23 protein-coding genes are annotated in these 22242 nt (G+C 55.5%); 14 read left to right on the forward strand and 9 right to left on the reverse strand.

Annotated features, from left to right (window positions below; translation table 11 throughout):
* The first annotated feature begins 79 nt into the window (after positions 1 to 79).
* The gene (locus FDW98_RS20625; protein WP_096756153.1) at positions 80 to 1228 is read left to right on the forward strand and encodes a 3-phenylpropionate MFS transporter; all 1149 of its coding nucleotides are present in this window, start codon (positions 80 to 82) and stop codon (positions 1226 to 1228) included.
* Here the strand turns inward: FDW98_RS20625 and csiE are convergent.
* From csiE to FDW98_RS20660, 7 genes are all read right to left on the reverse strand, one after another.
* Positions 1223 to 2500 carry a stationary phase inducible protein CsiE gene (csiE, locus tag FDW98_RS20630; protein ID WP_096756154.1) on the reverse strand — a complete coding sequence of 426 codons (1278 nt, stop codon included), beginning with the start codon at positions 2498 to 2500 and terminating at the stop codon, positions 1223 to 1225. The genes FDW98_RS20625 and csiE overlap by 6 nt on opposite strands.
* A gap of 236 nt (positions 2501 to 2736) precedes the next feature.
* Positions 2737 to 3342, reverse strand: a complete 606-nt coding sequence (locus tag FDW98_RS20635; protein ID WP_096756155.1) for an SIS domain-containing protein — start codon at positions 3340 to 3342, stop codon at positions 2737 to 2739.
* The gene (locus FDW98_RS20640; protein ID WP_096756156.1) at positions 3339 to 4976 is read right to left on the reverse strand and encodes an FGGY-family carbohydrate kinase; all 1638 of its coding nucleotides are present in this window, start codon (positions 4974 to 4976) and stop codon (positions 3339 to 3341) included. The genes FDW98_RS20635 and FDW98_RS20640 overlap by 4 nt, the downstream gene beginning before the upstream one ends.
* 17 nt (positions 4977 to 4993) lie before the next feature.
* Positions 4994 to 5947 (reverse strand): ABC transporter permease, encoded by a 954-nt coding sequence (locus FDW98_RS20645; protein ID WP_096756157.1) that lies wholly within the window; start codon positions 5945 to 5947, stop codon positions 4994 to 4996.
* Position 5948: 1 nt separating this feature from the next.
* Positions 5949 to 6938, reverse strand: a complete 990-nt coding sequence (locus tag FDW98_RS20650; RefSeq protein ID WP_096756158.1) for an ABC transporter permease — start codon at positions 6936 to 6938, stop codon at positions 5949 to 5951.
* Positions 6931 to 8439, reverse strand: a complete 1509-nt coding sequence (locus tag FDW98_RS20655; protein WP_096756159.1) for a sugar ABC transporter ATP-binding protein — start codon at positions 8437 to 8439, stop codon at positions 6931 to 6933. Before FDW98_RS20655 ends, FDW98_RS20650 begins: the two co-directional genes overlap by 8 nt.
* A 103-nt stretch (positions 8440 to 8542) precedes the next feature.
* Positions 8543 to 9526 carry an autoinducer 2 ABC transporter substrate-binding protein gene (locus FDW98_RS20660; RefSeq protein ID WP_096756160.1) on the reverse strand — a complete coding sequence of 328 codons (984 nt, stop codon included), beginning with the start codon at positions 9524 to 9526 and terminating at the stop codon, positions 8543 to 8545.
* Between the two features lie 413 nt (positions 9527 to 9939).
* On the opposite strand from FDW98_RS20660, the gene FDW98_RS20665 reads away from it, so the two are divergent.
* Positions 9940 to 10578, forward strand: a complete 639-nt coding sequence (locus FDW98_RS20665; protein WP_096756161.1) for a DUF1007 family protein — start codon at positions 9940 to 9942, stop codon at positions 10576 to 10578.
* Entirely contained in the window at positions 10569 to 11549 is a 981-nt protein-coding gene (locus FDW98_RS20670) for a nickel/cobalt transporter (protein ID WP_096756162.1), read from the forward strand. The genes FDW98_RS20665 and FDW98_RS20670 overlap by 10 nt, the downstream gene beginning before the upstream one ends.
* 73 nt (positions 11550 to 11622) lie before the next feature.
* Here FDW98_RS20670 and suhB read toward each other — a convergent pair whose 3' ends face one another.
* Positions 11623 to 12426 carry an inositol-1-monophosphatase gene (gene suhB / locus FDW98_RS20675; protein ID WP_096756163.1) on the reverse strand — a complete coding sequence of 268 codons (804 nt, stop codon included), beginning with the start codon at positions 12424 to 12426 and terminating at the stop codon, positions 11623 to 11625.
* A gap of 118 nt (positions 12427 to 12544) precedes the next feature.
* On the opposite strand from suhB, the gene trmJ reads away from it, so the two are divergent.
* The 11 genes from trmJ (at position 12545) to sseB (ending at position 21274) form a co-directional block, all read left to right on the forward strand.
* On the forward strand, positions 12545 to 13276 hold the full coding sequence (gene trmJ, locus FDW98_RS20680) for a tRNA (cytosine(32)/uridine(32)-2'-O)-methyltransferase TrmJ (protein WP_096756164.1): 732 nt from the start codon (positions 12545 to 12547) through the stop codon (positions 13274 to 13276).
* A 183-nt stretch (positions 13277 to 13459) separates the two neighbouring features.
* Positions 13460 to 13951, forward strand: coding sequence for a Fe-S cluster assembly transcriptional regulator IscR (gene iscR, locus FDW98_RS20685; protein ID WP_005120405.1), 492 nt, complete (start codon positions 13460 to 13462; stop codon positions 13949 to 13951).
* Positions 13952 to 14063: 112 nt separating this feature from the next.
* Positions 14064 to 15278 carry a cysteine desulfurase gene (gene iscS / locus FDW98_RS20690; RefSeq protein ID WP_096756165.1) on the forward strand — a complete coding sequence of 405 codons (1215 nt, stop codon included), beginning with the start codon at positions 14064 to 14066 and terminating at the stop codon, positions 15276 to 15278.
* 25 nt (positions 15279 to 15303) lie between these two features.
* Positions 15304 to 15690: a Fe-S cluster assembly scaffold IscU gene (gene iscU / locus FDW98_RS20695; protein ID WP_002913991.1), complete on the forward strand. Its 387-nt coding sequence runs from the start codon at positions 15304 to 15306 to the stop codon at positions 15688 to 15690.
* 20 nt (positions 15691 to 15710) lie between these two features.
* Positions 15711 to 16034: an iron-sulfur cluster assembly protein IscA gene (gene iscA, locus FDW98_RS20700; protein WP_003835203.1), complete on the forward strand. Its 324-nt coding sequence runs from the start codon at positions 15711 to 15713 to the stop codon at positions 16032 to 16034.
* A gap of 79 nt (positions 16035 to 16113) precedes the next feature.
* Positions 16114 to 16629 (forward strand): co-chaperone HscB, encoded by a 516-nt coding sequence (gene hscB, locus FDW98_RS20705; RefSeq protein ID WP_096756166.1) that lies wholly within the window; start codon positions 16114 to 16116, stop codon positions 16627 to 16629.
* Between the two features lie 14 nt (positions 16630 to 16643).
* A complete protein-coding gene (gene hscA, locus FDW98_RS20710) occupies positions 16644 to 18494 on the forward strand; it encodes a Fe-S protein assembly chaperone HscA (RefSeq protein ID WP_096756167.1) in 1851 nt (616 codons plus the stop codon).
* Between the two features lies 1 nt (position 18495).
* Positions 18496 to 18831 (forward strand): ISC system 2Fe-2S type ferredoxin, encoded by a 336-nt coding sequence (gene fdx, locus FDW98_RS20715; RefSeq protein ID WP_003037690.1) that lies wholly within the window; start codon positions 18496 to 18498, stop codon positions 18829 to 18831.
* Between the two features lie 11 nt (positions 18832 to 18842).
* The gene (gene iscX, locus FDW98_RS20720) at positions 18843 to 19043 is read left to right on the forward strand and encodes a Fe-S cluster assembly protein IscX (RefSeq protein WP_003037694.1); all 201 of its coding nucleotides are present in this window, start codon (positions 18843 to 18845) and stop codon (positions 19041 to 19043) included.
* A gap of 61 nt (positions 19044 to 19104) precedes the next feature.
* Complete coding sequence (gene pepB / locus FDW98_RS20725; protein WP_096756168.1) at positions 19105 to 20388, forward strand: aminopeptidase PepB; 1284 nt, start codon at positions 19105 to 19107, stop codon at positions 20386 to 20388.
* A 109-nt stretch (positions 20389 to 20497) separates the two neighbouring features.
* Positions 20498 to 21274 carry an enhanced serine sensitivity protein SseB gene (gene sseB, locus FDW98_RS20730; RefSeq protein ID WP_096759356.1) on the forward strand — a complete coding sequence of 259 codons (777 nt, stop codon included), beginning with the start codon at positions 20498 to 20500 and terminating at the stop codon, positions 21272 to 21274.
* A gap of 98 nt (positions 21275 to 21372) precedes the next feature.
* On the opposite strand, the gene sseA is transcribed toward sseB, so the two are convergent.
* Positions 21373 to 22218, reverse strand: coding sequence for a 3-mercaptopyruvate sulfurtransferase (gene sseA, locus FDW98_RS20735; RefSeq protein WP_096756169.1), 846 nt, complete (start codon positions 22216 to 22218; stop codon positions 21373 to 21375).
* Positions 22219 to 22242 lie beyond the last annotated feature (24 nt).

Genomic DNA, 22242 nt, shown 5'->3' on the forward strand with positions numbered 1-22242 from the left:
CATGTTATCTGCCTGTTAATACTCACTTGCGCCAGCCGGGGTTTATCGCCAGACTATCGCCTCCAAACGGGAGGGAATCATGGTTTTGCACTCCACGCGCTGGCTGGCGCTCGGTTATTTTACCTACTTTTTTAGCTACGGTATTTTTTTACCTTTCTGGAGCGTCTGGCTCGAAGGGTTGGGGCTGACGCCTGAAACCATCGGCCTGCTGTTGGGTGCGGGGCTGATTGCGCGTTTTCTCGGCAGTTTGTTGATTGCGCCGCGCGTGAGCGATCCCTCTCGTCTGATTTCCGCTTTACGCATTTTAGCGCTGTTGACGCTGGTATTTGCGCTGGCCTTCTGGGCGGGGACGCACGTGGCGTGGCTGATGGTGGTGATGGTCGGGTTTAACCTGTTCTTCTCGCCGCTGGTGCCGCTGACGGATGCGCTGGCGAATACCTGGCAAAAGCAAATCACCATGGACTATGGCCGGGTGCGGTTGTGGGGGTCTGTGGCCTTTGTGATTGGCTCGGCGCTGACCGGTAAGCTGGTGACCCTGTATGACTATCGGGTGATCCTGGTGCTGCTGTCACTGGCGTTGGCGTCAATGCTGCTGGGTATGATGATCCGCCCGAGCGTACAGCCTGCGGGAGAAGTTCGCCAGCAGGAGAGTACCGGATGGCCAGCATGGCGTCAGCTGGTTATGCAGAGCTGGCGCTTTCTTGCCTGCGTGAGCCTGCTGCAAGGGGCGCACGCCGCCTATTATGGTTTCAGCGCTATTTACTGGCAGTCTGCCGGATATTCGGCGTCAGCGGTGGGCTATTTATGGTCACTGGGTGTGGTCGCGGAAGTGATTATCTTCGCACTCAGCCACAAGCTGTTCCGCCGCTTTAGCGCCCGCGATCTGTTGCTGCTCTCCGCCGTGTGTGGCGTGGTGCGCTGGGGTTTGATGGGCTGGAGCACCGAACTGCCGTGGCTTATCGTGGTGCAGATCCTGCATTGCGGTACGTTTACCGTGTGTCACCTGGCGGCCATGCGCTACATTGCCGCACGCCAGAGCAGCGAAGTGATTCGTTTGCAGGCGGTCTATTCCGCCATTGCGATGGGCGGCAGTATTGCCATCATGACTGTGTTCGCTGGTTACCTGTACCAGAATATGGGCAGCGGTGTATTCTGGGTTATGGCGCTGGTGGCGCTGCCCGCCATCGTCTTGCGGCCTAAAGTGACGGCGCAATCACCGGTGTTATGATTCGAGGATTTTGCGGATCTGCTGCTGCTGATGCAGTGTAAGCGACAGATCCGCATGAATCAACGGCGGTGAAAACAGCGGTAGCGGCGTGGTGTACGGGGTAATAATCAGCGCCACGCCACGCGGCGAGCCCTGTTTCTGAAAGTCCTGCATTGGCATATGTTTTACGTTCAGCGGCAGCAGGGTCAGCTCACGCAATTGCTGCTCGATATGCGTCTCCAGTCGTTCATTATTGCCCGTCAGCAGAATGATTTGCTTCTCGTGCAGATCTTTTTCCTGCATCAGCCATGCGCCAAAAATGACGGCGACCAGCCCCGCTTCTTCTTCAGAAAAATGCACCTCGTATTCCGCTTCAAATCCCTTGAGCGCTTCTCGCGTGGTGCGCACCAGCCGGGGATAGAGCCGACTGAACTCCTCCGGCAGGGTGTTATCAATGCCAATCGCGAACACGCTACGGTTCAACGCCTGAGCAAGATGCACGTACAACTGGTCGTTCAATCCTTGTTCGTCGCTGAAGCGGACGTTGCCGCTCTCGCGAAAACGTAGCACCAGTCGGGCAATGGCCAGACGCAGGCGGCGGTCCTGCTGATGGTTATCGCGAATGGGATCGGGGATGCGGATCATCGAGAACAGCAGCGCCATAAACAGCGACTCGCCCGGTGGCGCACTTTGCATCACACGGCGCTGCCAGTGACGACCGATTTCTTCGGCGAGCGCATACTCGGCGCAGGATTGCGCCCAGCGCTGTTGTAGCGGGTTAAACTCCGGGTGGAGTCCGGCGTGATGTTGCAGCAGGCTGTACTGTAAAAACAGGCGCAGAAACTGGACATCCCGGCATTCAAACGGCTTTTGCAGTCGCCGGGAACAGAGGTTGATGAGTGCATGCAGATTGGTGTCGTCATACAGCGTGCGGGCGATGCCGCGTTTTTTGAGCTGCATTTTTAACGCTGGTGTGAACTGCCCGGTGATAAAGCCCGGGCACAGCCGCAGGCCGCGTCGTAGCCAGTGCAGAAAGCACAATCGTTGATTGAGTGCTGATCCTTCGATCTGGTAGCCACCATTCTGCGTGGCAATGATAGTAAGACGATGATAACGCTGGATTTCAATCCCCGCGCCGATGATATCCTCGCGGACCACATCGTCTTCGACGCCATTGAGGGCGCTAAATGTCTGGGTGGTCGCGATTTGCCCCGGCTGGAACAGCGTCAGCAGCACATGGCAGCGGCGCTGGGGAGCAGAAAGTACAGATGGCGGGGCAAGCGTTGTCATCATCTGTAGAGTCTCCCGAAAGTATGTTTGGTAAGAATAGCTAAAGTTTGCTCATAGAAATGAAGAATGGAATCCTTTCCGCCAGGAATGCTGGAGACCGTCACAGAATTTTTAACGTGAGGAATCGTGCATGGAAGTTAAACGCAGCGCGTTATCACCCTTTCTCGTGGTTTTATCTGCTGGTCAACGTAAAAACCCCGCCAGCAGGTGACGGGGGGAGGGAAGCGCAATGTCGGGGGCTAACGTGTGTGTTGCTGGCTCAGCGTTAATCCCACATCGCCGCCAGGATGCACGGCTAACAGCGTTTCCTTAGAGTAGCCACTCTCGCTCATCAGACAGGCGCAGGCGGCATCAAATATCGCCAGGACCAGAATAATGGAGGTGGTCGCCAGCATGTCCAGCGGATCGGCCTCGCGCTGTACGCCGGTGGAAATCACCAGCCGTGAGGCGCTGGCGATGGCGGAGTTTGGGTTTTCCGTCACGCTAATTATCGGCACGTTCCTCGCAGCCAGTCCCGGCAGCAGTCGGGTAAGCTCATCTGAATTCCCTCCGCGCGACAACATAATTACCCGATCGTCTGCGCGTAAAAAACCCAGGTCGCCATGAGCGGCGTCGGTGGCATTGAGGTAAATTGCCGGGCGTTCGACACAGGCCAGCATATGCGCCACTTTACGTGCGGCAATGCCGGACGTACCGACGCCAGTGACGACAATTTTTCCTGTGCAGTCGCGCAGTTCGGTCATTAAAGACTGCCAGGTCTGCTCTGTCAGATGCTGGCCCAATCCCGCCAGAGCCTCACTGTAGAGCTGCCATACGCCGGTTGCCTGGGACCATGAATCACTCATGCGTCCTCCTGCATTAACTGGCGGTATTTCATATGGTCCTGGTACATCTCGTGGAAAACCCGGTATTTGCGATCGTAGTACTGCTTAATACGGTTGGTTTGCGGGGTGACCGTTTTACCAATGCGGCTCATCGCTGACATCGCTTCCGGGAAGGTATCGAACACACCTGCGGCGAGAGTTCCCATCATGGCGCTGCCCAGCAGCATGGCTTCACTTTCTTCCGGTAGCAGCATCGCACAGCCGGTGGCGTTGGCATGTTCCTGCACGAAAATTGGGTTTTTCGTGCCGCCGCCGCTGGCCATAATGGTATCGATGGTATACCCGCTTTGGTTCATCGTTTCGATAATATGCCGCGTCCCCAGCGCAATGGCCTGAATGGTCGCCAGATACTGCAGCGCCATATCTTCCGGCGTCCGGGACAGCTTCAAGCCGGTAATTGCACCGGTGAGCGTAGGGTTGGCGCGCGGGGAACGGTTACCGTGGAAATAGGGCAGAATGTGCATATCGCGGGTCAGAAACGCGATATCTTCCGGTTCGCCGGCCATTTTACGCAGCAGCGCATTCAGCACTTCGTAAATGGTCTGCCCCTGTGATTTTGCCTGCGCCAGCAACGTGTCGTAGCACGGGTGTGACTGAATAACGTGATCGATTAACGCGCCGGTGGCCGACTGTCCGCCTTCGTTGAGCCAGTATTGCGGCAGGACGGCGGAGTAGTAAGGACCCCAGACGCCGCTGATAAAGCGCGGCTCTTTAGAAATTGCCATATGACCGGTGGACGTGCCGCCAATCAGCGCGACGCGGCGGTCAAAATCAGCCACTTCGCCGGTCACACCGCTGGCGCCGAGGGTGCCCAGCGTTCCGGCGTGGGCATCAATAATCGACACGCTGACCGCGGTCCCTGGGATCAGACCCATTTCGCTGGCGGCCCGTGCAGAAAGGCCATGACCGAGCGGTTCCCCCATCGTTTTCACGTCGCGGCCAATTTTAGCGGCATCGTGCTCCAGCAAGTCTTCCAGCCCAATCTGGCGGAAATAGCTGGCATCCCATTTGTCCTCATGACCCATATAGGTCCATTTACACACCGTCGAGCACAGCGAGCGCGTGTCGTCGCCGGTCGCGCGCCAGGTGAGGAAATCCGGCAGGTCAAAGTAGTAGCCCGCATTGGCCCAGGTGTTGGGCATATGCTGTTTCAGCCACAGCAGTTTTGGCGTTTGCATTTCCGGCGAGATAATCCCGCCGACGTAGTCCAGCACTCGATGATGCAGGGCGTTAATGCGCTCGGCTTGAGTAATGGCGCGGTGGTCCATCCACACAATAATGTTTTGCTCGCTGCGCCCGGAAGGGCTGATGGTCAGCGGTTTACCTTCTTTATCGAGCACCACCAGCGAGCAGGTGGCGTCGAAGCCCAGACCTTTCACCTGAATCGGGTTGATATCTGACTGGTTAATCGCATCACGAACCGCGTTACACACTGCCTGCCAGATGTTATCTGAGGATTGCTCAACGAAATCGGCCTGCGGACGGTAAATCTCAATCGCCCGGCTGGCCTGACCGACCATTCTGCCGTTGAGATCAAACACGCCTGCACGGGCGCTACCGGTTCCGACATCTACACCAATAAAGTAACTTGCCATAATTTTTTCTCCTGGAATCAGGCTTTACGATTCTGTAATGCGATAAAGAGGATCAGCACCGCGCCCCACAGCGCCATCGTCAGATAGCTACTGACCCCCAGCAAGTTAAGGCCGCTTTCCAGCATTTGCAGCACAATGAGCGCCAGCACCAGGCCGATAATACGCCCGAAGCCGCCATCCGGGTTGATGCCACCCAGCACCGAGGCGAGGATGGTGACCAGCAGATAGGATTCGCCGTATCCGGCTTTTGCCGAGTTAAATTTCGCCATCATCAGGATGGCGGCTACCCAGCCGAGCAGGGCCGAAATGACGTACACGGAGATCTGTACCCGTACCGTATTCACGCCGCTGTAGCGGGTTGCCTGTTCGTTGGACCCGACGAGATACAGGCTGCGCCCAAGTGTGGTGTGTTCCAGCAATACCCACAGCAGGATGGCCACGAGGAAAAAGAGCAGTAGCGCCACGGGGATACCGGCAATCGTGCCGTTACCCAGGTATTGAATAGCGGTCGGGAAGCCGGAAATGACCGTGCCGTTAGAGAGCAGAATATTCAGCCCGGAGATAAGCGTCATGGTGCCGAGCGTGGCGAGGATCGGCGACACGCCGACCCAGGCGATCAGCGCGCCGTTCAGCGTACCAATGGCTACCGCCACGGCAGCTCCCGCCAGCAGGGCGATGACCAGGAACAGAGGGTTATCCGGATGGGCGACAATGATTGCCGCCATTACCAGTGAGCAGGCGTTAGCCCCGGCAATAATGGACAGGTTAATGCCGCCGGTCAGCATGGTCATGCCCATTCCCAGCGCCAGCATGCCGAGGATCGGTAGCTGTGAGCTGATGGACTGGAAGTTAGCCACGCTGAAAAAACGGCTGCCAAGCAGGGCCGAGAAGACCAGCGCGACGACCACAATAATGATGCATTGCAGACGAATAATGGCATCACCGGGTAAAAATCTGGCGATTGTTTTCATCTCAAAGCTCCCTTGCCAGTTTGCGTTTTTCGTTCCAGGCCGTGGCGCTAATGCTGACCAGGATAATGGCGCCGCTGAACACGGTGTGCCAGTAAGAGGAGACGCTCAGCAGCGTCAGGCCGTTTTGTAAGAAGGCCAGCAGGACAACGCCGAGCAGCGTTCCGGTCAGGGTACCGCGTCCACCGCTCATGCTGGTTCCCCCGAGCACGACCGCCGCCAGTACCGTCAACTCAAAACCGAGCAGGGAGTTGGGCGCGACGGATTGGGTAATTTGCGCCTGCACCACGGCGGCAACGCCTGCCAGAATCCCCATGTAGCCGTACACATAGAAATGCAGCTTCAGCAAATTCAGACCCAGGCGCGACGCCGCGTCGCGGTTGCCGCCCATGGCGTAAACCTGGCGGCCGAGGCGGGTATAGTTCATCAGTACGGCAGTCACAATAATCACCGCCGCCAGACACAGCAGGGGCAGGGTCAGTCCGTAGTCGTAGCCGTCCGCTGCGGTGAACGAGAACCAGTTGATGCCGTTCATGAACCAATCCGGGAAGCCATACAGCCAGGTACCTTTAGTGGCGTACACCAGCAGGCCGTAGTAGACGTTCAGCGTGGCGATGGTAATGATGATCGCCGGTACGCGCAGCCAGTAGACCAGAAAGCCGTTAATAAGCCCGAGCAGCAGTCCGACGGCAATGGCAATAACCAGCGCCAGCGCAAAGTTGCCGCCGTGGTCAATCACCCAACTGGCCATCGCGTACTGGGCAATGGCGGTCATCGCCGGGAATGAAATGTCGATCCCGCCGGAAATTAGCACCACAAACAGGCCGCAGGCCAGAATGCCGAGAATGGCGTAGCTGGTGGCGACGTCCGTCAGGTTCCCCAGTGACAGGAACTCATCGGTACTGACGCTTAGTCCTACGGCGAGTGCCACCACCAGCAGACCCAGCCAGAATTCATGTTGCCCGAGCAAACGGGAGAAATGCAGACTATTCATTGATGACCTCGACCACTTCAGCAATCTCCTCTTCACGACACTGATGAGGATTAAATTCCGCCACCAGTTTGCCGCGACGCATCACCAGCACGCGGTGGCTGTTGTAATAGGCTTCCGGGATCTCATCGCAGATCATCAGCACCGCCATTCCCTGCTCGGCCAGATCGCGGGCAATCTGGTAAATGCCCTCTTTGTTGGCAATGTCGACGCCAACGGTGGGGGAATCGAGGATCAGGATGCGCGGATGGGTCGCGACCCATTTGGCAATGGCGATACGCTGGGCGTTGCCGCCGGAGAGCGTTTTGACCGGCAGGTGCGGATCGGACACTTTGATGTTCAGCTCGCGGATCAGATCAGCGACCAGCTTCTGTGCTTTAGCATGGTCGAGCAGGCCGCTGCGGGTATGCAGTTGATCGAAGACCGTGACGATAGTGTTGTCGTAGATCGACTGCTCCATGATCAGTCCCTGCGTCAGGCGATCTTCTGAGACGTAGCCGATCCCGTGCTGAATGGCATCGTGGTTATTACGCAGCCGGACCGGCTGACCGTTAATGCGCATTTCACCGCTCTCTGGGTGGGTCATGCCAAACAGGCTCAGACACAGCTCGGTGCGCCCGGCGCCCAGCAGGCCGACAATCGAGACAATCTCACCACCGTGCAGCGACAAATTAATATTCTGGTATTTTCCGCGACGGCTCAGGTTGCGCAGTTCCAGCAACGGTTCGTGGGAGTCGAATGACTTCTCCGGCAGCGGGCTGTAATGGAAGCGTTGCCCGGTCATCAGGAAGGCCAGTTCGTGGCTGTCCAGTTCGCTGGCAGGATACGTGCCGACCAGTTTCCCGTCGCGCATCACGCTGATCCGGTCAGCCACCTCCATCACTTCATCAAGACGATGGCTGACAAATACCACGCAAATGCCGGCGGCTTTCAGTTCGTTAACCACCCGCAGCAGGCCGTTGACTTCCTGACGGGTTAACGAGGCGGTGGGTTCATCCATGATGACCAGCCGTGCGTCGGCGGCAATCGCCCGGCAAATCGCCACCAGTTGGCGGTCGGCGATGGAGAGTTTCTCGACCTTTTTGTCCGGATCGAGGGTTACGCCAATGCGCTTCATGGCTGCCAGCGCTTGTTGTTTCATGGCGCCGCGACGTACCCAGATATCACCGCCGGGCAGGTAGCGGTTAACCGCAATGTTTTCCGCGACGCTAAAATTGGGGAACAGCGACAAATCCTGATAAATAACCTGGATGCCGTAGTGCGAAGAAAGCTGCGGCGTCAGGTGATGGAACAGCTTGCCATCGAGTAAAATCTGCGCCCCTTTTTCAGGGTGATAGACCCCGGAGATCACTTTAATGATGGTGCTCTTCCCACAGCCGTTTTGACCCGCCAGACAGTGAACTTCGCCTTTTTTCAGCGTCAGATTCACGTTATCCAGCGCCAGCACGCCCGGGAATTGTTTGCTGATATTCTCAAGAGTGATAAATGCGGTGGTGTCTGCCATGGACAATACCCCTGCGAGCGTCCTGACGGACGCTGAGTGTGAGTGTGGTGGATAGCGCCGACCAGGCGGTCGGCGTTAAGGTTCCCTGGTGTTGGCTAAAGCCTTAGAAACCGAGTGATTGCGCGTTGTCTTTGGTGACTTCGAGGATCTTGTTAAAACGGATCACTTTCTTCTCCATGTCGATATCGGCTTTCCCTAAACCATCGATACTCAGATCGGTATTGACCTCTTTGCCTTGCAGCAGTTGGTCAGCAACCGTCACCAGTGCGTAGCCCGCATCTTTCGGGTCCCACAACAGTGCTTTTTTGATATCTCCACGCATCAGGTAAGGTGCGGCCTGGGCTGGCATGGCGATACCGACGACGGCAATTTTATCCTTGGCGCGTTTTTTCTGTACGGCCTGGCCTGCCCCAATTGGACCCAGTGAACCGAAGCCGATAATCCCTTTCATTTGCGGATAGGTTTTCATCAGATCCAGCGTCGTGGAATAGGACTTATCAATACTTTCCGCTACCGGCAGACGCGAGGTCACTTCGAACATCTCCGGGTATTTTTCTTTCTGATACTTAATCGCGTAGTCGGCCCATGCGTTATGCAACGGCACGGTCAGCGAACCGACATAGATGGCATAACCCCCTTTGCCGCCCATACTTTTCGCCAGCTCATCAACGTTGGCCTGCGCATATTTTTCACTGTCGATGGTTTCGATATCCCACTGGCCGATTTGCTCGTCCGGGGATTCGTGCGTCAGGACCACAATGCCTTTCTCGCGCGCTTTTTTCAGTACCGGCTCAAGGACCTTGGCATCGTTTGGCACTACGATTATCGCATTCACGTTTTTGGCGATCAGATCTTCAATCACTTTCACCTGCTGAGCCGGGTCTGGCGTAGACGGACCGGTCTGGTAAGCGTTCACATCCAGTTTTTTTGCTGCTTCGTTAACGCCGGTCTCCATACGGTTAAACCAGGGAATACCAGTGACTTTGGCAACCACAGCAATTTCATATTTTTCCGCCGCAAAGGACGTACCGGACAACATGCATGCAGAAACCAGGGTTGCACTGAGTAATGCGAGTTTGAATTTCATAGTTGTACCTTTAGTAGGGGGCAGGGCATGTCACGGCGTGAGGTTAACAACGAAGGGAAGAGGGAATGAATCATAAATCCTGTTAATGTGATCTATGCCCATTTTTGTAAAATACAGGATCTATTTGAGTTAATTTTTAGTTAAATGTGAGGGCTTTTGCGTGTGTGAAGTCAAATTTATTGTTATCAAACAATTGAAATGAAACTAAACATTAACATGTTGTTATCATTTGCATTAAGGGGATACGGTAAATCCTCTTTTTTTCCGTTGCCGGCGATGAACAAATTTTCGAAATTGAGAACTGAATCGATACCGGAAAAGGGGCCCAATATTTTATCGTTCAATGCTATCCTCAGCGTATTCTCGCCAACGACGTCCTTTTGATGGCGGGCTGGATTTATTGTGGAGAAATTATGCCGCGCGTTAAACGCATCATTGTCACGTTATTTCTGGTCGTCCTGTCTTTTGGCGCGGGCGCGCATCCCCATAGTTTTATTCATCTGAAAACCGAACTGGTGAGTGAAAATAACCAGTTTGTGGCGTTGAAAATGCGCTGGACGATGGATGAAATCACCTCCGCTGACCTGCTGTACGATGCGGGCAATGCCAAACCGGGGGATGAGATCTGGAAAAAACTGGCTGCGGAAGTGATGGCCAATGTCCTCGGACAGCACTATTTCACCGAAGTGTGGCACAACGGGCAAAAGGTAAAATTTAAAAATCGCCCGACGGAATATGGCATGGAGCGCGAGGAACATCAGGCGGTGCTGACGTTAGTACTGCCGTTGGCCCAACCACAGCCGCTTGCCGGACAGACTTATAGTATTTCCACGTTTGATCCCACCTACTACGTGGATATGAGTTACGACCAGGACCGCGATGCCGCGCTGGCGCCGGGCTTCAGCAAGCAATGCCGGATTAGCGTGCATACCCCGACGCCTAATGAACAAACGCTGAGCTTTGCGCAGTCGCTGGATAAAGAAGACGCGCCGCCGGAGGATATGGAGTTGGGTAAACAATTTGCGCAGACGGTAACGCTACAATGTCAGTAGTTTATCAACAACGCGTAGCCAGACGCCGCTGGCTCATGCTATGGCCACTGGCGCTCTTTTTGCTGCTGGCGATCGGTGGCGCGCTGTGGTTATGGCAGGTCTGGCCGCAGGTGATGGTGCAAAGTATTCTCTGGCAACGGGACGTTAACCAGCAGATGAGCGGCTTGCTGAAAGCGGTGGCCGCCAATCCCACCCGTGCGGGCGGATCGCTGCTGCTGTTTAGCTTTATTTATGGGGTATTGCACGCGCTGGGTCCGGGGCACGGAAAAATCGTCATCACTACCTGGCTGGCGACGCATCCCTCGAAGCTGAGGTCGAGCATCGGGCTGACGCTGGCCTCGTCCTTATTACAGGGGCTGGTGGCGATCGGTCTGGTCGTTGTGGTGCTCACGGTACTGCAACTGCCCGCCCGGCAACTGCATATGAGCAGTTTCTGGCTGGAGAAAGCCAGCTATGCGCTGGTCGGCGTGTTGGGGGTTTTACTGTGTTGGCGGGCGTTAAAAAAAATACGCGCGCTGCTGCGTCGCCCGACATTTACCGCTTTCACACCGCATCATGTGCATGATGAACGCTGTGGTTGCGGGCATCAGCATGTGCCCAACCCGGAACAGCTGCAAAGCGGCGATGACTGGCGCGCCCGGCTGATGATTATTCTCTCGATGGGAATGCGCCCTTGTTCCGGCGCCATAATGGTGCTGCTGTTTAGTAAAGTGGTGGGCGTCTTTGGCTGGGGCATGGCGTCGGCGCTGGCGATGGCAGCGGGAACCTCTCTGACCATTACTTCTCTGGCATTACTGGTACACAGTTTTCGGACGATGGCGCTGAAACTCAGCGGCAATAAAGCGCCGGTATTGTGGCGACAGATGGCCTGGATCACGCTGGCACTGGCCGGTGGTGCGATTTTAGTGGTTGCTGCGGTGGTGATGTGGGTGAGTGCGGTGCCGGTGGGAAGGGGATTACGACCGTTTTAGGTTAGTAAGCGGTATGAGTATGAAATGTAGGCCGGATAAGACGCGTCAGCGTCGCATCCGGCACCACAACCGATTAACGCTTCAGCGCGTCGCTCAGTTCATCACGCATGTTCGCCAGCATGGCTTTCACTACGCGCGGGTTACCTGCAACGATGTTGCCGGTTGACATGTAGTTATGACCGCCGGTGAAGTCGCATACCAGTGCGCCTGCTTCACGAGCAATCAGTTCACCTGCGGCAAAATCCCACGGCTTCAGGCCGATTTCGAAGTAACCATCAACGCGTGCGGCGGCAACATAGGCCAGATCCAGCGCAGCAGAACCGGTGCGGCGGAAGTCAGCGCATTCGGTGTACATTTTGCCAAGGATCTTCATATAAGAAGGCGCGTGCTGTTTGGCTTTGAACGGGAACCCGGTGGCGATGATGGTGCCATCCAGATCGCGAGCGGTGCTGCCACGCAGACGGTAGCCGTTCAGCTGTGCGCCCTGACCGCGCGTTGCGGTGAACAGTTCGTTACGCATTGGATCGTAAACAACGGCGACTTCAGTACGGCCTTTAATGCGTACTGCGATGGATACCGCGAAGTGCGGCAGACGTTTTACGAAGTTGGTGGTGCCATCCAGTGGATCGATAACCCATTGAACATCCAGATCTTCACCAATATGTTCACCGCTTTCTTCGGTGATGATGGTGTGCTGAGGGTAAGATTTGCGGATTGTTTCGATAATAATCGCTTCTGCGGCTTTATCGACGTTAGTCACGAAATCATTGCTGCCTTTCTGGCTGGTTTCTACAGAGTCTGGTGTTTCGTAGTGTTTGGCAATTACATTACCCGCCTTGCGCGCTGCGCGCACGGCGATGGTCAGCATCGGATGCATCGGTCTCTCTCACTGGATGTTAAAGAACGGGAAAACGGCGCAGAGTATAGCAGCGAGTTCGGTATATGTCTTCGTTTTATGATAATATGGCCGAATAATCTTTAGCCGAAGAAAGACAATGCTGCAAAATATTCGAATTGTGCTGGTGGAGACCTCTCACACCGGCAATATGGGCTCCGTTGCCCGCGCAATGAAAACCATGGGTTTAACCAATCTGTGGCTGGTGAATCCGCTGGTCAAACCTGACTCCCAGGCCATCGCCCTGGCGGCCGGTGCCAGTGACGTGATCGGTAATGCGCAAATCGTCGATACCCTCGATGAAGCGCTGGCTGGCTGTAGTCTGGTGGTCGGAACCAGCGCGCGCTCCCGTACCTTGCCGTGGCCGATGCTCGACCCGCGCGAATGCGGTTTAAAAAGCGTCGCCGAAGCGGCGAACACCCCGGTTGCGCTGGTGTTTGGTCGTGAACGCGTAGGGCTGACCAACGACGAACTGCAAAAATGCCATTATCACGTCGCGATTGCCGCTAACCCGGAATACAGTTCGCTGAACCTGGCGATGGCGGTTCAGGTCATTTCTTATGAAGTACGCATGGCCTGGCTGGCAACGCAGGAAAGCGGTAAGACGACAGAATACGAAGAAACCGAGTATCCGCTGGTCGATGATTTAGAGCGTTTTTACGGTCATCTGGAACAGACGCTACTGTCGACGGGTTTTATCCGCGAGAACCATCCGGGGCAGGTGATGAACAAACTGCGTCGTCTGTTCACGCGTGCGCGTCCTGAGAGCCAGGAGCTGAATATTCTGCGCGGAATGCTTGCTTCTATAGAGCAGCAGAATAAAGGAAAGTAGGCCGGATAAGCGAAGTGCTATCCGGCAAATGAAAACGGCACTGAAGATTAAATACCTGACTAATTTAGTCAAGTAAATAGTTGACTGATTTAGTCGGGAATGTCAGACTTGCCCCTGCTATGCAATACCCCCATTTTACAATAAAAAACCCCGGGCAGGGGCGAGTTTGAGGCTAAGTAAGACATGAGACTGACATCAAAAGGGCGTTATGCCGTGACCGCAATGTTGGACGTTGCGCTCAACTCCGAAACGGGCCCGGTACCGTTGGCTGATATTTCTGAACGTCAGGGCATTTCCCTGTCGTACCTGGAGCAGCTGTTCTCCCGTTTGCGTAAAAACGGTCTGGTTTCAAGCGTACGTGGACCAGGCGGCGGGTATCTGCTGGGTAAAGATGCAGGCAGCATCGCAGTAGGTGAAGTCATTAGCGCTGTTGACGAGTCGGTAGATGCCACCCGTTGTCAGGGCAAAGGTGGTTGTCAGGGCGGCGATAAGTGCCTGACCCACGCGCTGTGGCGCGATCTGAGCGACCGTCTGACGGGTTTTCTCAACAACATTACGTTGGGTGAACTGGTGAATAACCAGGAAGTCCTGGATGTGTCTGGTCGCCAGCACACGCATGACGCTCCACGCAGCACCCGCACGCAAGACGCGATCGACGTTAAGTTACGCGCATAATAAAAGTATTTTAGAATCAGGCCGGGGTGTTGGACACCCCGTTAACTCGGCCGTACATCCAGCCGGTTGCCTGGTTCCTTGCATTGAAGCGATGTACGGAGTTTATAGAGCAATGAAATTACCGATCTATCTCGACTACTCCGCAACCACGCCGGTGGACCCGCGTGTTGCCGAGAAAATGATGCAGTGTCTGACCCTGGACGGAAACTTTGGTAATCCAGCGTCCCGTTCTCACCGTTTTGGCTGGCATGCTGAAGAGGCGGTAGATATCGCCCGTAATCAGATTGCTGACCTGGTGGGTGCCGATCCGCGTGAAATCGTCTTTACTTCCGGCGCGACCGAATCCGACAACCTGGCGATTAAAGGTGCGGCCAACTTTTATCAGAAAAAAGGCAAGCACATCATCACCAGCAAAACGGAACACAAAGCCGTGCTGGACACCTGTCGTCAGCTGGAGCGCGAAGGGTTTGAAGTCACCTACCTCGCCCCGCAGCGTAACGGCATTATTGACCTGAAAGAACTCGAAGCGGCGATGCGTGATGACACCATCCTCGTTTCTATTATGCACGTGAACAACGAAATTGGCGTGGTGCAGGATATCGCGGCTATCGGCGAAATGTGCCGTGCGCGTGGCATCATCTATCACGTTGATGCGACCCAGAGCGTGGGCAAACTGCCTATCGACCTGAGCCAGCTGAAAGTTGACCTGATGTCCTTCTCCGGTCACAAAATCTACGGTCCGAAAGGTATCGGCGCACTGTACGTTCGTCGTAAACCGCGTATCCGCATCGAAGCACAGATGCACGGCGGTGGTCACGAGCGCGGCATGCGTTCTGGTACGCTGCCTGTCCACCAGATCGTGGGTATGGGTGAAGCTTACCGTATCGCGAAAGAAGAGATGGAAACCGAGATGGCGCGCCTGCGCAGTCTGCGTAACCGTCTGTGGAATGGCGTGAAAGACATGGAAGAGGTCTACCTGAACGGTGATCTCGAGCATGGCGCACCGAACATCCTTAACGTCAGCTTTAACTACGTTGAAGGCGAGTCGCTGATCATGGCGCTGAAAGATCTGGCCGTTTCTTCCGGTTCTGCCTGTACGTCTGCAAGCCTGGAACCTTCCTACGTGCTGCGCGCGTTGGGTATGACTGACGAGCTGGCGCACAGCTCAATCCGTTTCTCTTTAGGTCGTTTCACTACCGAAGAAGAGATTGACTACACCATCGATCTGGTTCGCAAGTCTATCGGCCGTCTGCGTGAACTTTCCCCGCTGTGGGACATGTTCAAACAGGGCGTAGACATCAACAGTATTGAATGGTCACATCATTAATCGGTACCGATAAGGAGAATTCATCATGGCTTACAGCGAAAAAGTAATCGATCATTATGAGAATCCACGTAACGTGGGTTCTTTTGACAACAGCGACGAGAACGTGGGCAGCGGTATGGTGGGTGCACCGGCCTGTGGCGACGTGATGAAGTTGCAGATCAAAGTCAACAATGAAGGTATCATTGAAGACGCGCGTTTTAAGACTTATGGCTGCGGTTCCGCCATTGCCTCCAGCTCCCTGGTTACCGAATGGGTGAAAGGGAAATCGCTGGACGAAGCACAGGCGATTAAAAACACCGATATCGCAGACGAGCTTGAACTGCCACCGGTGAAAATTCACTGTTCTATTCTGGCTGAAGACGCGATTAAAGCCGCGATTGCGGATTACAAAAGCAAACGTGAAGCAAAATAATTAAGAGTTGAGGTTTTATTATGTCGATTACCTTAAGCGACAGTGCAGCAGCGCGAGTAAATACCTTCCTGGCAAACCGTGGTAAAGGGTTTGGCCTGCGCCTGGGTGTGAGAACCTCCGGCTGCTCAGGTATGGCCTATGTACTGGAATTTGTTGACGAGCCGGCGGCTGAAGATACCGTGTTTGAAGACAAAGGCGTTAAAGTCGTGATCGACGGTAAAAGCCTGCAATTTCTGGACGGTACGCAGTTAGACTTCGTCAAAGAAGGTCTGAACGAAGGGTTTAAGTTCACTAACCCTAACGTGAAAGACGAGTGTGGATGCGGCGAAAGCTTCCACGTGTAACGTGCGTCACCCGAAAACCCCACCGTGGCCTTGCTGCTACGTGTGGGGTTTGTTCTAACAGGCTACCCCTGAGAATGTTATGGACTACTTCACCCTCTTTGGCTTACCGGCCCGCTATCAGCTCGATACTCAGGCGCTGAGCCTCCGTTTTCAGGATCTACAACGTCAGTATCATCCTGATAAATTTGCCAGCGGTTCCCAGGCGGAACAACTTGCTGCAGTTTCGCAGTCCGCCACGATCAACCAGGCCTGGCAAACGCTGCGTCATCCCTTGATGCGCGCTGAATACTTACTGTCTTTACGCGGCTTTGATATCAGAAACGAGCAGCACACGGTGCGCGATACCGCGTTCCTGATGGAGCAACTCGAGCTGCGCGAAGAGCTGGACGAGATTGAACAGGCTAAAGACAGTGACCGTCTGGATGCGTTGATGAAACGCATCAACGAGATGTACCAGGTTCGCCATCAGTTGATGGTCGAACAGCTGGACAGCGAAGCGTGGGACGTGGCGGCTGAGACCGTGCGTAAACTGCGTTTTCTCGATAAACTGCGAAGCAGTGCAGAACAACTCGAAGAAAAACTGCTCGATTTTTAATTTCGGAAGCGAAAATGGCCTTATTACAAATTAGTGAGCCTGGTCTGAGTGCCGCACCGCACCAGCGTCGTCTGGCGGTAGGCATTGACTTAGGCACCACCAACTCTCTGGTCGCGACCGTACGCAGCGGCCAGGCCGAAACGCTGGCTGACCACGAAGGTCGCCACCTGTTGCCGTCAGTGGTTCACTATCAGCAGCAGGGCTACGCTGTCGGCTACGATGCCCGTGCCAACGCGGCGCTGGACACTGCAAACACCGTCAGTTCGGTAAAACGTATGATGGGGCGCTCGCTCGCGGATATCCAGGCGCGTTATCCGCATCTGCCGTATACGTTCCAGGCAAGCGAAAACGGCCTGCCGATGATCGAAACCGCAGCGGGTTTGCTCAATCCGGTACGCGTGTCCGCCGATATTCTCAAAGCACTGGCCGCACGGGCGACCGAAGCGCTGTCCGGTGAACTGGACGGTGTGGTGATCACTGTTCCCGCCTATTTTGATGACGCGCAGCGTCAGGGTACCAAAGACGCCGCGCGTCTGGCGGGCCTGCACGTGCTGCGTCTGCTGAACGAACCGACCGCTGCCGCGATTGCCTATGGCCTGGATTCGGGTCAGGAAGGCGTGATTGCGGTCTATGACCTCGGCGGCGGCACGTTTGATATTTCTATTCTGCGCCTGAGCCGTGGTGTGTTTGAAGTGCTGGCGACGGGCGGCGATTCCGCGCTCGGTGGTGATGATTTCGACCATCTGCTGGCTGATTATATTCGCGAGCAGGCGGGCGTGGCCGATCGCAGCGATAACCGCGTACAGCGCGAGCTGCTCGATGCCGCGATTGCCGCCAAAATTGCACTCAGCGATGCTGAATCCGTCACGGTTAACGTGGCCGGCTGGCAGGGTGAAGTTACCCGCGAAACCTTTAACGAACTGATTTCCGCCCTGGTTAAGCGCACGCTGCTGGCCTGCCGTCGTGCACTGAAAGATGCCGGCGTTGAGGCGCAGGACGTTCTGGAAGTCGTGATGGTCGGTGGTTCAACACGCGTACCGCTGGTGCGTGAACGCGTGGGTGAGTTTTTTGGTCGCACGCCGCTGACCTCTATCGACCCGGACAAAGTGGTGGCTATCGGTGCGGCTATCCAGGCGGACATTCTTGTCGGCAACAAGCCTGACAGTGAAATGCTGCTGTTGGACGTCATCCCGCTGTCCCTGGGGCTGGAAACCATGGGCGGTCTGGTGGAGAAAGTGATCCCGCGTAACACCACCATTCCGGTGGCCCGCGCGCAGGACTTCACCACCTTCAAAGATGGCCAAACGGCGATGTCGATTCATGTGATGCAGGGCGAGCGTGAACTGGTGCAGGATTGCCGTTCTCTGGCGCGTTTTGCACTGCGCGGCATTCCGGCGCTACCGGCGGGTGGGGCGCATATTCGCGTGACCTTCCAGGTTGATGCCGATGGACTGCTGAGCGTCACGGCCATGGAGAAATCCACCGGCGTGGAATCCTCTATCCAGGTCAAACCGTCCTACGGTCTGACGGACAACGAAATCGCCTCCATGATTCAGGATTCGATGAGCTTTGCCGAGCAGGATGTAAAAGCCCGCATGCTGGCAGAGCAGAAAGTCGAAGCTGCACGCGTACTGGAGAGTTTATCCGGTGCGTTGAACGCTGATGCCGCGCTGTTAAGCGCCGCAGAACGTCAGGCCATCGACGCCGCCGCCGCGCATTTGAGCGAGGTTGCACAGGGTGACGATGTTGACGCTATCGAACAAGCCATTAAAAACGTAGACAAACAAACCCAGGAATTCGCCGCTCGCCGCATGGACAAGTCCGTCCGTAGCGCGCTGAAAGGCCATTCCGTGGACGAGGTTTAATATGCCAAAGATTGTTATTTTGCCTCATCAGGATCTCTGTCCCGATGGCGCAGTTCTGGAAGCTGAGACCGGTGAGACCATTCTCGACGTTGCCCTGCGTAACGGCATCGAGATTGAACACGCCTGTGAAAAATCCTGTGCCTGCACCACCTGTCACTGCATCGTGCGTGAAGGCTTCGATTCCCTGCCGGAAAGCACGGAAGAAGAAGATGACATGCTGGACAAAGCCTGGGGACTGGAGCCGGAGAGCCGTTTAAGCTGCCAGGCTCGCGTCACCGAAGACGATTTAGTGGTCGAAATCCCACGTTACACAATCAATCATGCGCGTGAGCATTAACAGAGGGTAGTATGGGACTGAAGTGGACCGACAGCCGTGAAATCGGCGAGGCGCTGTACGACGCGTTCCCCGATCTCGATCCCAAGACCGTTCGTTTCACCGATCTGCATCAATGGATCTGTGACCTGGAAGAGTTCGATGATGATCCGCAGGCATCGAACGAAAAAATCCTTGAGGCCATTTTGCTGGTCTGGCTGGACGAAGCTGAATAAGTCAACGGGCTGCCCACGGGTGGCCCGTTTTCCTGTATGCGCGAAAATAAGGATAAATAAAATGACAGAAGCCATGAAAATTACGCTTTCCACGCAGCCTGCTGACGCGCGCTGGGGTGAAAAAGCGACTTACAGCATTAACAGTGACGGCATTACCCTACACCTTAATGGAAAAGACGAACTGGGCCTTATCCAGCGCGCCGCGCGGAAAATCGACGGTCTGGGTATCAAACATATTCAGCTGGAAGGCGAAGGCTGGGACACCGAGCGCAGCTGGGCATTCTGGCAGGGCTACAAAGGACCTAAAGGCAGCCGTAAAGTTGAGTGGGCCCCGCTCGACGACGCGCAGCAGAAGGAACTGGATAGCCGCCTGAAAATCATTGACTGGGTACGTGACACCATCAATGCCCCGGCGGAAGAACTCGGCCCGGAACAGCTGGCGCAGCGCGCGGTTGATCTGCTGTGCAGCGTGGCGTGCGATAACGTCTCTTACCGCATCACCAAAGGCGAAGATCTGCGCGAGCAGAATTACATGGGGCTGCACACGGTAGGTCGTGGATCTGAACGTCCACCGGTACTGCTGGCGCTGGACTATAACCCAACCGGTGATAAAACCGCTCCGGTTTACGCCTGCCTGGTCGGCAAAGGGATCACCTTTGACTCCGGCGGTTACAGCATCAAGCAAAGCGCGTTTATGGACTCAATGAAGTCCGATATGGGCGGCGCGGCCACGGTAACGGGCGCACTGGCGTTTGCCATCACTCGCGGTCTGAACAAACGTGTGAAGTTGTATCTGTGCTGTGCGGATAACCTGATCAGCGGCAATGCCTTCAAGCTCGGCGATATCATTCGCTATCGCAACGGCAAAAATGTTGAAGTGATGAATACCGACGCCGAAGGCCGTTTGGTGCTGGCAGATGGCCTGATTGACGCCAGTGCGCAGAAACCGGAATTGATCATTGATGCCGCGACGTTGACCGGTGCGGCGAAAACAGCTCTGGGTAACGATTACCATGCGCTGTTTAGCTTTGATGACCAGCTGGCAGCCCGTCTGATGGCAAGCGCGGCGCAGGAGAATGAACCGTTCTGGCGCCTGCCGTTGGCGGAATTCCACCGTAACCAGTTGCCGTCCAACTTTGCCGAGCTGAACAACACCGGCAGCGCGGCCTATCCTGCGGGCGCAAGCACCGCGGCGGGCTTCCTGTCGCATTTCGTGGAAAACTATCAGCAAGGCTGGCTGCATATCGACTGCTCTGCAACCTATCGCAAGGCACCGGTTGAGCAGTGGTCCGCGGGCGCGACTGGTCTGGGTGTGCGCACCATCGCGAATCTGCTGACTGCCTGAAAGGTGTTTTTGTAGGCCGGGTAAGCGAAGCGCCACCCGGCATTTTGCCTGATGCGACGCGGTGCGTCTTATCAGGCCTACAACCCATATGTACAAAATTTGTGATCTTATGTCCGAAATAAAAAATGAATTAGAAACGTTGCTGGAAAAAGCAGCGACGGAGCCTGCGCATCGTCCGGCCTTTTTCCGCACGTTGCTGGAATCCACTGTCTGGGTTCCGGGCACGGCCGCAGAAGGCGAGGCGGTAGCTGAAGACAGCGCACTGGATCTGCAGCACTGGGAAAAAGAAGACGGCACCACCGTGATCCCGTTTTTCACCTCCCTTGAAGCCCTGCAGCAGGCCGTTGAAGACGAACAGGCGTTTGTTGTGATGCCAGTACGCACGCTGTTTGAAATGACGCTGGGTGCGACGCTGTTTCTCAACGCCAAACTGCCGACCGGCAAAGAATTTATGCCGCGTGAAATCAGCCTGCTGCTCGGTGAAGAAGGCAATCCGCTGAGCACCCAGGAAGTGCTGGAAGGCGGCGAGTCGCTGATCCTCTCCGAGGTCGCGGAACCTCCGGCGCAGATGATCGACTCGCTAACGACGCTGTTCAAAACCATTAAGCCGGTAAAACGGGCGTTTATCTGCTCGATTAAAGATAGCCCGGATGCCCAGCCTAATCTGCTGATTGGCATTGAAGCCGAGGGCGATATTGAAGAGATTATTCATGCCACGGGCAGCGTAGCGACCGATACGTTACCGGGTGATGAACCGATTGATATCTGCCAGGTGGTGAAAGGTGAGAAAGGGGTCAGCCACTTTATTACCGAACACATCGCGCCGTTCTACGAGCGCCGCTGGGGCGGTTTCCTGCGCGATTTTAAACAGAACCGGATCATCTAAAAGATCTTGCCGAATGGCCACGCATACGTCTTATCCAGCCTACGATTTACACTATTTTGTAGGCCGGATGCGCGACGCGCCATCCGGCATTTCCCGCTTTATAATATCGGTTCTACCGGTAAATCATTGCGTGCACCCCATTCGCTCCATGCCCCGTCATACAGGGCCACGTTAGGGACACCCAGCGTGGTAAGCGCCAGCACCACCACGGCGGCGGTTACGCCGGAGCCGCAGCTGGCGATAATCGGTCTGTCAAAGCTCACGCCGTGGCTAAAGAAGATGGCGTCCAGTTCCTCGGTGGTTTTTAACTCGCCGTCGCGAACCAGTTCAGTCCACGGTACGTTTAGCGCACCGGGAACATGACCGCGCCTCAGGCCAGGACGTGGCTCATCAACTTCCGCATTGAAACGCGCAGCCGGACGCGCATCAACAATCTGTGCGGTTTTTTCATGGCTGGCCAGCAGGACATCGGTCACTCGCACCACGGCTTCCGGCGTAAACGTCGCGTCAAACTCGCCTTCTGACAAATCAACGTTCCCTGCCTGCAGCGGGAATTCATCACGCTGCCAGCTTGCGAAACCGCCCGCCAGAATGGAGACATTTTCCACACCAAACGTGCGCAGCATCCACCAGGCGCGCGGGGCAGAAAACAGATTGCCGTCATCGTAAATGACCAGGTGTTTATCCTGATGTACGCCCAGTTCGCGCATGGCTACGGCGAACGCCTCCGGGCGTGGCATCATATGCGGTAACGCTGAGGTATGGTCGGAGAGCGCTTCGATATCAAAAAAGACCGCGCCAGGGATATGGCCAGCGCGATACTCCTCGCCAACATCACGATCTTCCTGCCCTGGAGGCGCCATCCGGGCATCAAGAATCTGTATTTCCGGATCGTCAATATGTTCGACAAGCCAGTCGGCAGCGACAAAGAAGGCGGTGGTCATAGGCATCTCCATTTTTACCAGGTT

It is taken from the genome of Citrobacter sp. wls711, assembly GCF_005281055.1.
GTDB classification, from domain to species: Bacteria; Pseudomonadota; Gammaproteobacteria; order Enterobacterales; family Enterobacteriaceae; genus Citrobacter; species Citrobacter gillenii.

Excerpts from the sequence above, each read along its gene's own strand:
- sseB (WP_096759356.1), top strand. The coding sequence starts at position 20,498 with ATGTCCGAAATAAAAAATGAATTAGAAACGTTGCTGGAAAAAGCAGCG.
- fdx (WP_003037690.1), top strand. The coding sequence starts at position 18,496 with ATGCCAAAGATTGTTATTTTGCCTCATCAGGATCTCTGTCCCGATGGC.
- hscB (WP_096756166.1), top strand. The coding sequence starts at position 16,114 with ATGGACTACTTCACCCTCTTTGGCTTACCGGCCCGCTATCAGCTCGAT.
- suhB (WP_096756163.1), bottom strand. The coding sequence starts at position 12,426 with ATGCATCCGATGCTGACCATCGCCGTGCGCGCAGCGCGCAAGGCGGGT.
- FDW98_RS20625 (WP_096756153.1), top strand. The coding sequence starts at position 80 with ATGGTTTTGCACTCCACGCGCTGGCTGGCGCTCGGTTATTTTACCTAC.
- iscA (WP_003835203.1), top strand. The coding sequence starts at position 15,711 with ATGTCGATTACCTTAAGCGACAGTGCAGCAGCGCGAGTAAATACCTTC.
- FDW98_RS20640 (WP_096756156.1), bottom strand. The coding sequence starts at position 4,976 with ATGGCAAGTTACTTTATTGGTGTAGATGTCGGAACCGGTAGCGCCCGT.
- pepB (WP_096756168.1), top strand. The coding sequence starts at position 19,105 with ATGACAGAAGCCATGAAAATTACGCTTTCCACGCAGCCTGCTGACGCG.
- sseA (WP_096756169.1), bottom strand. The coding sequence starts at position 22,218 with ATGACCACCGCCTTCTTTGTCGCTGCCGACTGGCTTGTCGAACATATT.
- hscA (WP_096756167.1), top strand. The coding sequence starts at position 16,644 with ATGGCCTTATTACAAATTAGTGAGCCTGGTCTGAGTGCCGCACCGCAC.
- iscR (WP_005120405.1), top strand. The coding sequence starts at position 13,460 with ATGAGACTGACATCAAAAGGGCGTTATGCCGTGACCGCAATGTTGGAC.
- iscS (WP_096756165.1), top strand. The coding sequence starts at position 14,064 with ATGAAATTACCGATCTATCTCGACTACTCCGCAACCACGCCGGTGGAC.
- FDW98_RS20665 (WP_096756161.1), top strand. The coding sequence starts at position 9,940 with ATGCCGCGCGTTAAACGCATCATTGTCACGTTATTTCTGGTCGTCCTG.
- iscX (WP_003037694.1), top strand. The coding sequence starts at position 18,843 with ATGGGACTGAAGTGGACCGACAGCCGTGAAATCGGCGAGGCGCTGTAC.
- FDW98_RS20670 (WP_096756162.1), top strand. The coding sequence starts at position 10,569 with ATGTCAGTAGTTTATCAACAACGCGTAGCCAGACGCCGCTGGCTCATG.
- FDW98_RS20645 (WP_096756157.1), bottom strand. The coding sequence starts at position 5,947 with ATGAAAACAATCGCCAGATTTTTACCCGGTGATGCCATTATTCGTCTG.
- trmJ (WP_096756164.1), top strand. The coding sequence starts at position 12,545 with ATGCTGCAAAATATTCGAATTGTGCTGGTGGAGACCTCTCACACCGGC.
- FDW98_RS20655 (WP_096756159.1), bottom strand. The coding sequence starts at position 8,439 with ATGGCAGACACCACCGCATTTATCACTCTTGAGAATATCAGCAAACAA.
- FDW98_RS20650 (WP_096756158.1), bottom strand. The coding sequence starts at position 6,938 with ATGAATAGTCTGCATTTCTCCCGTTTGCTCGGGCAACATGAATTCTGG.
- FDW98_RS20660 (WP_096756160.1), bottom strand. The coding sequence starts at position 9,526 with ATGAAATTCAAACTCGCATTACTCAGTGCAACCCTGGTTTCTGCATGC.
- iscU (WP_002913991.1), top strand. The coding sequence starts at position 15,304 with ATGGCTTACAGCGAAAAAGTAATCGATCATTATGAGAATCCACGTAAC.
- csiE (WP_096756154.1), bottom strand. The coding sequence starts at position 2,500 with ATGATGACAACGCTTGCCCCGCCATCTGTACTTTCTGCTCCCCAGCGC.
- FDW98_RS20635 (WP_096756155.1), bottom strand. The coding sequence starts at position 3,342 with ATGAGTGATTCATGGTCCCAGGCAACCGGCGTATGGCAGCTCTACAGT.